The sequence below is a fragment of the Luteolibacter flavescens genome (assembly GCF_025950085.1).
Classification (GTDB): domain Bacteria; phylum Verrucomicrobiota; class Verrucomicrobiia; order Verrucomicrobiales; family Akkermansiaceae; genus Haloferula; species Haloferula flavescens.
This window is the reverse complement of sequence record NZ_JAPDDS010000003.1, coordinates 417,024-429,068: the sequence shown is the minus strand read 5'-3', so window position 1 is coordinate 429,068 and position 12,045 is coordinate 417,024. Positions and strand designations below refer to the sequence as shown.

At 63.9% G+C, this 12,045-nt stretch carries 13 protein-coding genes; 7 read left to right on the top strand and 6 right to left on the bottom strand.

The genetic code is table 11. The features are described from left to right. The first annotated feature begins 87 nt into the window (after nt 1-87). The gene (locus tag OKA04_RS07695) at nt 88-519 is read left to right on the top strand and encodes an exosortase system-associated protein, TIGR04073 family (protein ID WP_264500567.1); all 432 of its coding nucleotides are present in this window, start codon (nt 88-90) and stop codon (nt 517-519) included. 102 nt (nt 520-621) lie between these two features. Then, nucleotides 622-1,383, top strand: coding sequence for a hypothetical protein (locus OKA04_RS07690; RefSeq protein ID WP_264500566.1), 762 nt, complete (start codon nt 622-624; stop codon nt 1,381-1,383). Between the two features lie 33 nt (nt 1,384-1,416). On the opposite strand, the gene lgt is transcribed toward OKA04_RS07690, so the two are convergent. Beyond that, complete coding sequence (gene lgt, locus OKA04_RS07685; protein ID WP_264500565.1) at nt 1,417-2,451, bottom strand: prolipoprotein diacylglyceryl transferase; 1,035 nt, start codon at nt 2,449-2,451, stop codon at nt 1,417-1,419. Between the two features lie 135 nt (nt 2,452-2,586). Here lgt and OKA04_RS07680 point away from each other — a divergent pair, with 135 nt between their 5' ends. Beyond that, a complete protein-coding gene (locus OKA04_RS07680) occupies nt 2,587-3,870 on the top strand; it encodes an argininosuccinate synthase (RefSeq protein WP_264500564.1) in 1,284 nt (427 codons plus the stop codon). 188 nt (nt 3,871-4,058) lie between these two features. Here the strand turns inward: OKA04_RS07680 and OKA04_RS07675 are convergent, their stop codons facing one another. From OKA04_RS07675 to OKA04_RS07665, 3 genes are all read right to left on the bottom strand, one after another. Then, the gene (locus OKA04_RS07675; RefSeq protein ID WP_264500563.1) at nt 4,059-4,952 is read right to left on the bottom strand and encodes a hypothetical protein; all 894 of its coding nucleotides are present in this window, start codon (nt 4,950-4,952) and stop codon (nt 4,059-4,061) included. A gap of 415 nt (nt 4,953-5,367) precedes the next feature. Continuing rightward, entirely contained in the window at nt 5,368-6,492 is a 1,125-nt protein-coding gene (locus OKA04_RS07670) for a Gfo/Idh/MocA family protein (protein ID WP_264500562.1), read from the bottom strand. Between the two features lie 41 nt (nt 6,493-6,533). After that, nucleotides 6,534-7,430 (bottom strand): sugar phosphate isomerase/epimerase family protein, encoded by an 897-nt coding sequence (locus tag OKA04_RS07665; RefSeq protein WP_264500561.1) that lies wholly within the window; start codon nt 7,428-7,430, stop codon nt 6,534-6,536. A gap of 170 nt (nt 7,431-7,600) precedes the next feature. On the opposite strand from OKA04_RS07665, the gene folP reads away from it, so the two are divergent. Next, nucleotides 7,601-8,461, top strand: a complete 861-nt coding sequence (gene folP / locus OKA04_RS07660) for a dihydropteroate synthase (RefSeq protein WP_264500560.1) — start codon at nt 7,601-7,603, stop codon at nt 8,459-8,461. A 5-nt stretch (nt 8,462-8,466) separates the two neighbouring features. Here the strand turns inward: folP and OKA04_RS07655 are convergent, their stop codons facing one another. Continuing rightward, the gene (locus tag OKA04_RS07655) at nt 8,467-8,892 is read right to left on the bottom strand and encodes a hypothetical protein (RefSeq protein ID WP_264500559.1); all 426 of its coding nucleotides are present in this window, start codon (nt 8,890-8,892) and stop codon (nt 8,467-8,469) included. Nucleotides 8,893-9,021: 129 nt separating this feature from the next. Next, nucleotides 9,022-9,246 carry a hypothetical protein gene (locus OKA04_RS07650; RefSeq protein ID WP_264500558.1) on the bottom strand — a complete coding sequence of 75 codons (225 nt, stop codon included), beginning with the start codon at nt 9,244-9,246 and terminating at the stop codon, nt 9,022-9,024. A gap of 160 nt (nt 9,247-9,406) precedes the next feature. On the opposite strand from OKA04_RS07650, the gene OKA04_RS07645 reads away from it, so the two are divergent. The 3 genes from OKA04_RS07645 to OKA04_RS07635 are packed head-to-tail and all read left to right on the top strand — an operon-like array spanning nt 9,407 to nt 12,044. Continuing rightward, a complete protein-coding gene (locus OKA04_RS07645; RefSeq protein ID WP_264500557.1) occupies nt 9,407-10,399 on the top strand; it encodes an AAA family ATPase in 993 nt (330 codons plus the stop codon). Nucleotides 10,400-10,401: 2 nt separating this feature from the next. Further along, the gene (locus OKA04_RS07640) at nt 10,402-11,265 is read left to right on the top strand and encodes a DUF58 domain-containing protein (RefSeq protein ID WP_264500556.1); all 864 of its coding nucleotides are present in this window, start codon (nt 10,402-10,404) and stop codon (nt 11,263-11,265) included. Further along, nucleotides 11,262-12,044: a hypothetical protein gene (locus tag OKA04_RS07635; RefSeq protein WP_264500555.1), complete on the top strand. Its 783-nt coding sequence runs from the start codon at nt 11,262-11,264 to the stop codon at nt 12,042-12,044. The genes OKA04_RS07640 and OKA04_RS07635 overlap by 4 nt, the downstream gene beginning before the upstream one ends. Nucleotide 12,045: the final 1 nt, after the last annotated feature.

The window sequence follows — 12,045 nt, the reverse complement described above, 5'->3', positions numbered from 1 at the left end:
ACCCGGAACTTTTCCCTTGGAACTGCCTTCCTGCCCCACTTTCCCGTTGCCAACCCCCGATTCCCGCTCCTAACCTAACCGCAGGACATGAAAAAACTCGCCGTTCTCGCTACAGCCGTGCTCGCCCTTGGCGGCGTTGCTTCCGCCGATATCCAAGCTCCTCCGGGATCGACCTACACGGCGACCCGCAAGCTGGGCCGCGGCATCAGCAACATCCTCTATGGATTCATGGAACTGCCCGAGCAGATCGTCCGCAAGTCCGACGACTACGGCCGCAAGGCTGGCTGGTCCTTCGGCGTGGTGGACGGCACCAGCCGCTCCCTGAAGCGCCTCGGCTACGGCTTCTATGAAGTCTTCACCTTCACCTGCCCGACCTACCGCGGCACCTTCAAGCCGCCGTACGAGCGTTGCGGCGAAGACAACCGCATCGAGATGAACCCGTCCGACGGTCTCTCGGAGTTCCCGCCGGAACTCGGCTTCGAAAGCCACTTCCACCACGCACGCACCCAGCGCTGGTAATCCGGTAGGATAGACAGTTCATTGGTCCCGGCCGCGGCTTTGCCCGTTGCCGGGATTTTTTTGTCAACTTTCCGCGCCCCGCGGCGTTCTTCCAGCATACCCATGCGACTCCTTCTCCTCACCGCCTTCCTTTCCGGCACCGTGTCACTCTTCGCGGAATCGCGGACGTGGAAGAGCGCGGACGGTGGAAATTCCTTCACCGGGGAGTACGTGTCGCACACGGACTCGGGCGTCACGATCCGCCGTGAGGACGGGAAGGTCTTCACCGTGGACTACGCGAAGCTCCACCCGGATGAGAAGACATGGGTGACCACCCAATCGGCCACCGCCGGGAAAAAGCCTGCAGCCGCCGAGCCCGAGGTGGCACCGGACCCGAATGCTGTCTTTGACACGCTGTGCTTCGGCGACACGACGGACACCGTCAAAAAGAAGCTGAAGGAGAGCAAGGCGGTCGAGACCACGCTGGATGAGAGCTACATGGCCCGCACCGGCTTGAATGGCGTCTATCGCACCCGCCAGAAGATCGGCGGCTTGCATTGCGAGCTTTTCTTCGACTGGACGCCGGTCCAAACGCTCAGCGAGGTGGTGCTTCAGACGCAGGCCCAGCGCTCGGATGCCTACGCGGGTAACCTGCAGGCGACCTGGGCGCAGCTCGTGGAACTGATGACCACCCTCCACGGCAAGCCCGTCCAAGGCGGTGCCTACCCGGGGATCAATCAGGTGAAGGACGACATGTTCCTGCCGACCCACCTGTGGAAGCTGAAGAGCGGGGGCTCCGCGCTGCTGGGCGTCTCCAGCCAGGGCGGCGGCTACCTCGTGGTCGTCCGCTTCACGAAGGACAAGGTGGAGCCGGCCCGCTACTGAGAAAGATCAGCGGCGTCCGGCCCCGGTAATCTCTCACTTGGCCTCCGGGGCGGCGGTGGAGGTCATGCGGTGCTTCGTCGGCATCAGCTTGGCCGAGACGATGAATGCCGCACCGGCCAGGACCATGAAGAGCGAGAGGAATTGCCCGCTGGTCATGAAACCGACCATCTTCGAGTCGGGCTCGCGGAATTGCTCCGCAAAGATACGGAACAGCGCGTAGAAGATGAAGAACAGGCCGGTCAGGATGCCAGCCGGGAGCTGCGGGAAGCGGTTCCGCACCCACCAGAGGATGGCGAAGAGCACGACGCCCTCCAGCAGGCCCTCGTAGAGCTGGGACGGGTGGCGCGGTTGCAGGAAGGGCTCGATTGCCTTTGAGACGGCGGGATCCTTCCGCTGCACCGCGAGCATCGCATCCATCATGGCGTGGCTGCTGATTCGGTCCTGCTGCCAGAGGTCGAAGGACTCTTTGATCGTCGGGGATACCTCGGAGGCGGCTTGCATGGCCGCGGGGAAATCGACGCCCTCGGCTTTTTGCTGCTCCACCAGCGAGCGGGGGAATTTCACCGCCCACGCCACGCCTTGGGCCGCGCGACCATAGAGCTCGCCGTTCCAGAAATTCGCCAACCGGCCGAAGAACAGGCCGAGCGGAGCCGCGACGCAGAGGCCGTCGCCTAGACCGCGCCAGGAGACGTTTTTCTTCCGCGCGTAGAACCAGGTGAAAATCACCAGCCCGAGGATGCCACCATGGCTGGCCATGCCGCCTTCCCACACCTTGAAGAGCATCAGCGGGTCCTGATTCACCCAGTCCCAGCCGTGCTCGCGGCTGTGATACCACAGCATGTAGCCGACCCGCCCGCCGATGAAGACGCCGAAGATGGCCGCCGCCGCGATGAAGTCGCCCGCCGCGCCGGGCGGCAGCACCCACAGCTTCCGCTTTGCCAGCACGTTCAGCAGCCAGGCACCCACCAGGAATGCCGCCAGATAGGCCAGGCCGTACCAGCGGAGCTGGATGGCATCGGTGAAGCGGATGAGCACGGGGCTCAGGTCATGCACGTAAGTCGCGAACACGCGGCGACTAGAGAGCAGCCGGTAGCCGGTAGCAAGTAGCGAGGGGGCCGGGGTGCATTGCTGCCGCAGATGGCGATTTCGCCCCGCCACTCGCTACTTGCTACCGCCTCCGCCCCGTGCTGTCCTCCCGCCGCCATGAAAATCGTCGTCGCTTACTCGGGAGGACTCGACACCTCCGTGCTGCTTCTCTGGCTCAAGGAGAAGTACAACGCTGAAATCATCGCCTACTGCGCGGACGTGGGTCAGGGCGACGAGCTGGACGGCCTGGAGGAAAAGGCCCTCACCACCGGTGCCTCGAAGTGCTACATCGGCGACCTCAAGGAGGACTTCGCGGCCAACTACATCTTCCCGATGATCCAAGCTGGCGCGATCTACGAGGGCCGCTACCTGCTCGGCACCTCGATCGCCCGCCCGTGCATCGCCAAAGGCATGCTGGACATCGCCATCGCGGAAGGCGCCGACGCCATCGCCCACGGTGCCACCGGCAAGGGCAATGACCAGGTCCGCTTCGAGCTTTCCGCCGCCTCGCTCGCTCCGAATGTGAAGTGCATCGCCCCATGGCGCGACGCTTCCTTCCGCGAGCAATTCCCCGGCCGCTCCGAGATGATCGCCTACGCCGAGGCGCACAATATCCCGATCAAGGCTTCCATGAAGAAGCCCTACTCGATGGACCGGAATCTTCTGCACATCTCCTTCGAGGCCGGCATGCTCGAGGACCCGTGGTACGACGCCACCACCCCGGACGACCGCGAGATGTACGTCCTCTCCGTGGCCCCGGAAGACGCCCCGGACACCCCGGAATACGTCGAGATCCTTTTCGACAAGGGCAATGCCATCGGCATCAGGCACGACGGCCTCGACGCGATCATCACCGAGCTCGGCGACGTGAAGGTCACCGGCAGCCAGGACGGCTACACGCTGCTCACCCCGTACGGCGTGATGCGCGTGCTGAACCTGCTCGGCGGCCGCAATGGCGTCGGCCGGGTGGACATCGTGGAAAACCGCTTCGTCGGCATGAAGTCCCGCGGCGTCTATGAGACCCCCGGCGGCACCATCCTGCTCGCCGCCCACCGCGACCTCGAGGCGCTGACCGTGGACCGCGAGGCCATGTTCATCCGCGACGGCCTCATCCCGAAGTACGCGCAGCTCGTTTACAATGGCTTCTGGTTCGCCCCCGAGCGTGAGGCCATCCAGGCACTCGTCACCCAGACCCAGCAGACCGTCTCCGGCGAGGTGCGCGTGAAGCTCTACAAGGGCAACGTGATGAATGCCGGCCGCAAGAGCCCGCACAGCCTCTACTCCGAAGCAGTCGCCACCATGGAAGGCGGCCAGGAAGCGGCCTACAACCAGGACGACGCCACCGGCTTCATCGCCCTCAACGCCCTGCGCCTCAAGGCCAGCGCCCGCCAGGTCAAGTAAGCCCTTGAGGGGTGTCGACGTCCCGTCGACACGGCACAGGCCCCGCGCCCATCCACTCACCAGCAACGGACACCGGACAAGCTCCCGGTGTCCGTTTGTTTTTCGAGGGGCACTCAGGGTCGCGGCTCAGGCTCTTCCAAGCCCAGAAAGGCCATCCCGTTTGATCAGGCAAAGGGGAGGGGCGGTTCTCATTCCTCGTAGCGTTCCGCGATCTGTTTTTTCAGAGTCTCCGGTATCTCCATTTCAATTGAGATTTCGCGAAGCACTTCTTCTGGAGCGAGAATTTCATCGGCATGCGAAAGCCATGCCGATGCTGTTTCTGGCTGTTGCTTCATCCATTCTCCCAGCAAGGCCGCATGTTCGGAGAGACTGTAAACATTGTCGAAGATCCCGTGCTTGAAAACAGGGATACGGACCCAGTTCCCTTCCTCCCATGTTGCCCTGTCTTTCGCGAACCAAGCCATGGCTGCTTCGGGGTCTGATTGGAGCCAACGTTGCGCGAATGCGAGGGCCGCAAAAGCCCGGCAACTCGTCTCGAAAAACAAGTCATCAGGTTTATTCCACGGCAGGGCTTCCAACCGAGAAGGCCAAGCTGACCAGTCGGTGTCTTGGGGCAGCCCGGCGAAGAAGCCCTTGAGGATGTCGCAGTCCGGAGGTTCATTCATTCGTCCGGTTGTGACCGCTGTCCAAGCTGCTTCCGGATCGGTCGAGGCCCAGCCTTCGGCCAGTGCGGCGCAAGCCGGGAAGTGTTCATCATCGCGGACTATCGTGGGCACTCCGGCTACTCCTTCGATCCACTCAAATTTGATTGGCGGAGAATCCCGGTCGAGTTCCCGCCATTCATCACGAACCCGATTCCAGACCTTCAATGTTTCTTTCCCGTTCTTCTTCGCGGATGCCCTCAGAAGGACTTCGGCTCCGGAAGGGAAGCGCTTGAGGGAGGTTTCCAGCTCTTCGTGGGCGACCTGCTCCAGCAGCAGATCCCGCAGTGGTTGGAGTCGGATCAAGTGACGCCTGAGCTTGTTGGAACCGCCGAAGGAAGGGTCTCTGTAGTGCTGCTCGATCTCCTCCAAGAGATCCATGCACTCCGATGTGGTAGTCTGTGCGCACGCTCTCGCAAGAGCCGCCTTTCTAGGCGACTTCCAACGCGAGTCAGCCGACAACTGGATCTGCCTTCGAAGCCAAGCGGCGGCTTCATCCTTGCCGAAGTTTCCTGAGTTGGAGACCTGCTCTGAAGATCCCGGACTTGCGAGCGAAGCCTTCTCCGGCTGGCTCGATTTGGACATGGTCCACAAGGCCGCGAATGATGCCGCTGCCACGAGAATCGATGGGCCGGAGATGCGCATTCCAGAGTGGCGAGGTGCCGGTGCAAGAATGCCATGGCGCGTCCAACTTGTCTGTGCCGGAGGAAACCGTCATCGACAAAGACAAAAGGCACCCCGTTTCCGGAGTGCCTTTGTCTGATGCGGTCGTTGCCTGGAAATTATCCCTTCCGGCTCAGCGGTGCGTCCACTCCGGCAGGCGGATGAGTTCGCCGCCCTTGAGCGCGGACTCGTGGGCGAGGATGCCGGTGCAGGTGATGTTCGCGCTTTCGATGGCATTCGGATACGCGTCCTCGCCGGTCTGGAGCATCTTCACGAACTGGTGGACGAGGTGCGGGTGGCTGCCGCCGTGGCCCGCGCCCTGGGTGAAGGAGAGGTGGTCCTCGCCGGTGTCGCCGCCGTAGACGCCGCCCTTCGTGAAGAGCTGGATTTCCTCCGGCAGGTAGTGGGCGAAGTCCGGGCTCTCGACTTCCGAAGGGATCTCCGGCTCGGGCAGCTTCGCGGTGTGGAGCACCAGCGGATTGTGCTCGATCAGCGGCCACTCGACGGACTTTTGCGAGCCATAGACCTCGATGGACTCGCGATACTGCCGCGCCACGTCGAAGAGCGAGCGGTAGATGTGCGCGGAGACATCGCTGTCCTTGAATTTCACGTGGGTGGTCTCCACGGCGAAGGGCGAGCCGTAGCAGCCGTGCATCTCCTCGCGGATGGTGCCGGAGCCGAAGCAGGACACATACTCCGCCTCGGAGCGCATCAGGCCGAGCGCCGGGCCCACGCAGTGGGTGGCGTAGTGCATCGGCGGCAGGCCCGGCCAGTAGCCCGGCCAGCCATCCATGTCCTGCTGGTGGGATGCCTTGATGAACTGGATCTTGCCGAGCTCGCCCTTGTCATAGAGCTCCTTCATGAAGAGGAACTCGCGGGCATATACCACGGTCTCCATCATCATGTATTTCAGGCCGGTCTCCTTAACCAGATCGACGATTTTCTTGCAGTCCTCGACACTGGTCGCCATCGGCACGGTGCAGGCGACGTGCTTGCCCGCCTTCAGCGCCTTGATGGATTGCTCGGCGTGGTCCGGGATGGGGGAGTTGATGTGGACGGCGTGGACGTCCGGATCGGCGAGCAGGTCGTCGTAGGAGGTGTAGCGCTTTTCGATCCCGAACTTGTCGCCGACTTCATCCAGCTTGGACTGGGTGCGCTGGCAGATGGCATACATGTTCACGCCCTTCAGGCGCTGGTAGATCGGGATGAATTCGGCGCCGAACCCGAGTCCGACGATGGCGATGTTGATGTCACTCATGGATTTAAAGGAAAAGGAAATGGGTCCCAAGATATCCGGTATCAGTGGGAGGCGGTCAAGATCGCGGCCTCCAGGCTGCGGAGCGGCCGGTCGAAGAGATCCTGCATGAAGGCGAGGCCGCGCCCGGCGAATTCATCCTGCGTGGTGGTGAAGCGCTTCCAGATGCAGACCGCGCCTGCGAGGTCGCGATTGTCCGGCGTGAAGGACTCGATGACGATCGCGCCGGTGTAGCGGATGTCGCGCAGGGCATCGCGGAAGTCCTGCCACGGGGTGAGGCCGGTGCCGGTGACTCCGCGGTGGTTTTCACTGACCTGCACGTGGATCAGATCGTCGCCCGCATGGCGGATGGCGTCGCCGATGTCCGACTCCTCGATGGTCATATGGAAGGTATCGATCATCGCCTTCGCTGCGGGATGGTCGATGGAGCGGATCAGCCGGATGGTGTCGGCGGTGGTATTGACCAGATCGCTTTCGAAGCGGTTGATCGCCTCGATCGCGAGCTTCAGGCCGCGGTTGCCCGCTTCATTCGCCACGGTGCGGAGTTCGCTCGCTGCCAGGTCCCACTCGCGCTGGCGATCGTCCGGGGAAAGCTGGCGCGCCTTTCCGACCTGCGCATACATCGGTCCGGCGATGAAGGGGATGTCCAGCGCCTCGGCCAGATCCATCAGGCGGGAGAGGTAGGCGCGGGTATTCGCGCGCACGCTGGAGTCGGCATTCGTCAGGTCGCGCCCGGGGCCGAAGGCACCGCAGAGATACGGGGTCAGGCCGGTCTCCTCCAGGATGGGGCGGATCTCCGCCGCATCCACCAGATCGGGGTCCTCGATGGGAAGCTCGACCGCGTCGAATCCCAGTTTCGCGATGCTGCGGAGAAGATCGCCGTGCTCCGAGGTGAAGGGCGAAGTCCACAGCCAGGTGCTGGCTCCAAAAGTGACGCTCATGATGAGGGTCAGCTTAAATGAGCCGCCGTCAGGAGCTATGATGAAACAGGTTTGAGTGTGTATGATTCCGTATTTTCTGTGACAGCGGATTCCCGGAAAGTGCCAGCGGGCGCGGGATGCAGCGTGATTTCGGATTGGGATTTTTGTACCGGAAATCTTGAAGTCGTCCCGTGATCTGGAAGCTGCCCGCCCGAGACATCGTTTTTCCCCGCCGCCCGCTGGTCATGGGGATCGTGAATGTGAATGACGACTCCTTCTCCGGCGATGGCACGCTGGAGATCGCGGCGGCGCTCGCGCAGGCGAAGCGCCAGGCGGAGGAGGGCGCGGACGTGATCGACGTGGGGGCGGAGAGCGCGCGGACGAATCGCGCCGCGGTCGCGGTGGAGGAGGAGGTGCGGCGCTTCCGGGAGTTTCTCACCCGCTGGCCGGAGACAGTTGCGGCGGCGGTGCCAAAGGATGACCCCCAGGTGTGGCCACCCGTCCTCTCCGCGAATACCTGGCGGCCCGAGGTAGTGGAGGCCGTGCTTCCGCTTGGCGTGGAGCTCGTGAATGACATGGGCGCGCTACCCGATGACCGGAATGCGCGGCTCTGCGCCGGGGCAGGGGCGTCGCTGCTCGTCATGCACTCCGTCGGCGAGCCAAAAGTCCCGCATTTCCATCAGCAATGGGACGATGTGATGGGGGCCATGGAGCGCTTCTTCGAGGAGAAGATCGCGATGGCCGTGGATGCGGGTCTGCCGCTTGAGGCGCTGGTGCTCGACCCGGGCATCGACTTCGCGAAGCAGCGCGAGGACAACCTACGGGTCTTCCGCGAGCTGGAGCGCCTGCATCGCTTCGGCCGTCCCTTGCTGGTGCCGGTGAGCCGCAAGACGGTGATCGGCGAGGTGCTGGGAATTCCCGAACCAAAGGAGCGCGATGCCGGCACCGTGGCATGCATCTCCGCAGCCATGCGCCGCGGCGCGCAGATGCTCCGCGTTCACGACGTGCGCGCCGCGTGGCAGACGGTGAAAACGTTGGATGCGCTGGGGTGACGGGATCAGGCACCTCCAGCTTTTCCCGTGGTCCCGAGCATGCCGGGAAAGCGGGCTGCAGCCCGCGCATGCAAGCGTCGCGAGATTTGGTCGAGCACCAGTGCACCGACGATCCCTGCCAGAGCACCGCCGAGCGCGCCGAAGACGAGCACGGGCAGGTCGGCACTCGCTTGTAGCTCCGCCATCAAGCGGGTGGCCACCCATGCGCAGGCGGCACCCATCGGCACTCCGGCGATGATCCCGCATTGAAGTAGGAAAATCCGGATGCCATCCGTGGTCCGTCCGCTGTAGATCCCAGCGAGCACGGATGATGAGATCACGCCAAGGCCCACGAGCACTGCTGCGATGGCACAGGCCACGAGGCCCAGCGCGATCCCGACGCCGATCAGTAGGAGTGCTATCACCGCAAACACCAAGGAGACGATGGCCATGTGTGGATCATGCCTGACGTCACCGCGACCGGCAACTTCCACCGATTTCCGCGGCAATTCTTCACGAGGGCTTCACAGGAAGCTCGAGGCTTGTCCGCTGGTAGATCACCGATCACGAGGAAGCGAACCTCATGCTCCAGAAACAACTTCAAGAACTCTCTGAAGTCGGGCGGTAGCTGCGGCTTTGCCATAGACGATGTAGCGGATCTGTGCGGCGGCTTCGAACCGCTCTTCCGGAGTGGCCGCGTGCCATCGCGCCCGTTCGCTGGCCTCGGCTTCGTCGAAGCTTTGCACTACTTCCAGAGTCCAGCCTTCCCGTCGAGCGGCGATGAGAGGCTTGGTATCCTGAGACATGCGCAGAACCTAGCCGGGCTCTTTCCGCACGGCAAGAACGCAGGAGACCTACCCTGTCGGAACGTCGTAAATACGCGTGGTGAAAATCCGTTGGATTTTCACAGACAAACGGGGGCCGCTGCGGCACTGAGTTAGGTCGTCGATTGCAACGCAAATTGCCATGAGCAGCGTCCACACCCCGATTTCAGAAACCGCGCAATATCTCCAAGCGATCCGCGAGCGGGTCGGCACCATCGTCGTCGGCCAGGACGTGGTGGTGGAGCGCATGCTCATCGCCCTGCTGACGAGCGGCCACCTTTTGTTAGAAGGCATGCCCGGCCTCGCGAAGACGCTGCTGGTGAACACGCTGGCCCGCGCGATGCACCTGAATTTCCGCCGCATCCAGTTCACCATCGACCTCCTGCCCTCGGACATCCTCGGCTCGGAAATCCTCGACGAGCGCACCGGCAACTTCCGCACCCACCAGGGTCCCGTCTTCACGAACCTGCTGCTGGCCGACGAAATCAACCGCGCCGCGCCAAAGGTGCAGGGCGCCCTGCTCGAGGCGATGCAGGAGCGCAAGGTAACCATCGGCAGCCAATCCTACTCGCTGCCGACGCCCTTCCTGGTGATCGCCACGCAGAACCCGATCGAGCAGAGCGGCACCTTCGAGCTGCCGGAAGCGCAGCTCGACCGCTTCATGATGTGCCACCGCCTCGGCTACCCGACGCCGGTCGAGGAGGAGGAAATCCTTCGCCGGAACCTGAAGCTCGGCGTGAAGCGCGAGGGCTCCGGTGCCGTGGCTCGCACCGAGTTCGACATGATCAAGGAGGAGGCCATCGGCAGCGAGAACGACCTGATCTCGGCGATGGAAGCGGCGAACCACATCCACGTCAGCGATGTCTTCCTGAAGCACGTCGTCGATGTGATCGAGCGCACCCGCAAGCACCCGGACCTCGAGGTCGGCTGCTCGCCGCGCGCCGGCATTTCCATTCTCAAGGCGTCCCGCGCCCGCGCGCTCCTGCATGGCCGCGACTACGTGGTGCCGGAGGATCTCTTCGCGCTGGCGGAGGACGTGATGCTGCACCGCATCCGCCTAACCTACGAAGCGCTGGCCGAGGGCAAGACCGGGGCGAATGTGCTCCGCCAGATCCTCGAGGCCTCGGTTTCCTGAGCATGCAAGCCACGCTTCACAACGCCGATCCGCTCGACCACCGCCAGTTCCTGGTGGCGGTGAAGCGCTTGGCAGACAGCCTGAGCTACGGCACGGATCGCAGCCCGTTCCTCGGCCAAGGCTTGGAATACGTGCAGTCGCGCCGCTACGAGCCGGGAGATCCGGTGAAGTCGATCGACTGGCGGGTGACGGCCCGCACGGGCAAGCACCACGTGAAGCAATTCGAGACGCCGAAGCAGATGCCGGTGTGGCTCGTGGTGGACACCTCCGCCTCGATGGCCATCGCCTCGCATCCGCCGGGGAAGTACGGGCTGGCCGTGCAGGTCGCCGGTGGCATCGCGCTGGCATGTCTGGATCACGTGAATCCGGTGGGCGTGCTCGGTGCCGGTGGCCGCGACCTCGTCATCCAGCCGAGTCTTTCCCGCGACGTGTTGCTCCAGTGGCTCCACGCGCTGCGGCACTACCGCTTTGACGAGCCGACCACGCTCGGCCAGCGCCTGCTCTCGCTGGAGCCATCCTTGACGCAGCGGTCGATGCTGATCGTGCTCAGCGATTTCCACGATCCCGATGCACTCGCCGCGATGAAGCTCATTGGCGCGCGACACGATTGCCTGTGCCTGATCTTCCGCGATCCCGCCGAGGACCAGCTAGAAGGCGCGGGCCTCTTCCGTGGCCGCGAGGTCGAGTCCGGCCGCGAGCTGCTCACGCACGGCAAGCGCCTGCTCTCCACGACCGATGCGCTCACCGAGTCGCTGAAAAAGGCGTCGCTCGATCATTTCCTCATCCGCCCGGGAACGCCCTTCCTCGGCCAACTCCGCCACTTCCTCCGCTCGCGCGGGGGAGCATCCCGCCGCAGCCGCCAGTGATTCGCCGCGCCCTCATCGCCCTGTTGCTTGCCGCGAGCCCGCTGCTTGCGGAGACTCCCACCCAACGCGTCGGCCAGCCGCTGGAAATCAGCGACGTGTACATCCCCGGCGGCGAGGTGAAGCCAAAGCCGCGCCGCGACCGCAAGCCGCCGCTGATGGTCCGCGTGCTGGAGGTGAAGCCCGCCAAGGATGGCTCGCGCTACGACTTCGAGGTGCAGGGCCTTGAAGCCGGGACCTACAATCTCGCGGAATTCCTCGATGCGCCGGAGGGCACCACCCTGCCCGCCATTCCGCTGGAGATCACTTCCGGCCTGCCCGACGGGCTGGTCCATCCGAACAAAAACGAGGCCGCCGGCCTGCCGGAACTCGGCGGCTACCGCACGAAGATGATGCTCTTCGTCTCGCTGTGGATCGCGGGCTTCGTCGGCATCCTGATGTGGAAGAAGAGCAAGCCCGCCGCCGCAGATGACGGTGCGAATGCCCACGCGTCCCTCGCGGAGCGCCTCCGCCCTCTGGTCGGTGCCGCGGCAAAGGGCGAGCTTTCCTCCGACGATCGCGCGAAGCTCGAGCGCCTCGTCATCGGCCACTGGCGCGAGAGCCGACCGGACATCGCCGCGCTCGCACCCGCGGAGGCCATGGTGAAGCTCCGCACCGACGCCGATGCCTCGCCGCTCGTCCTCGCGCTGGAGCGCTGGCTGCACGCCCCGAGCAGCCATACGACTACCGCCGATATCGAAAAGCTCCTCGCCCCTTACTCGGGCTCCAGTCTTGCGTCCTGAG

Bases quoted from the DNA above. Each gene is read 5' to 3' on its own strand.
- OKA04_RS07640 (WP_264500556.1), top strand. From the start codon at position 10,402: ATGCAAGCCACGCTTCACAACGCCGATCCGCTCGACCACCGCCAGTTC.
- OKA04_RS07650 (WP_264500558.1), bottom strand. From the start codon at position 9,246: ATGTCTCAGGATACCAAGCCTCTCATCGCCGCTCGACGGGAAGGCTGG.
- OKA04_RS07680 (WP_264500564.1), top strand. From the start codon at position 2,587: ATGAAAATCGTCGTCGCTTACTCGGGAGGACTCGACACCTCCGTGCTG.
- OKA04_RS07655 (WP_264500559.1), bottom strand. From the start codon at position 8,892: ATGGCCATCGTCTCCTTGGTGTTTGCGGTGATAGCACTCCTACTGATC.
- OKA04_RS07695 (WP_264500567.1), top strand. From the start codon at position 88: ATGAAAAAACTCGCCGTTCTCGCTACAGCCGTGCTCGCCCTTGGCGGC.
- OKA04_RS07690 (WP_264500566.1), top strand. From the start codon at position 622: ATGCGACTCCTTCTCCTCACCGCCTTCCTTTCCGGCACCGTGTCACTC.
- OKA04_RS07645 (WP_264500557.1), top strand. From the start codon at position 9,407: ATGAGCAGCGTCCACACCCCGATTTCAGAAACCGCGCAATATCTCCAA.
- OKA04_RS07665 (WP_264500561.1), bottom strand. From the start codon at position 7,430: ATGAGCGTCACTTTTGGAGCCAGCACCTGGCTGTGGACTTCGCCCTTC.
- OKA04_RS07670 (WP_264500562.1), bottom strand. From the start codon at position 6,492: ATGAGTGACATCAACATCGCCATCGTCGGACTCGGGTTCGGCGCCGAA.
- OKA04_RS07675 (WP_264500563.1), bottom strand. From the start codon at position 4,952: ATGGATCTCTTGGAGGAGATCGAGCAGCACTACAGAGACCCTTCCTTC.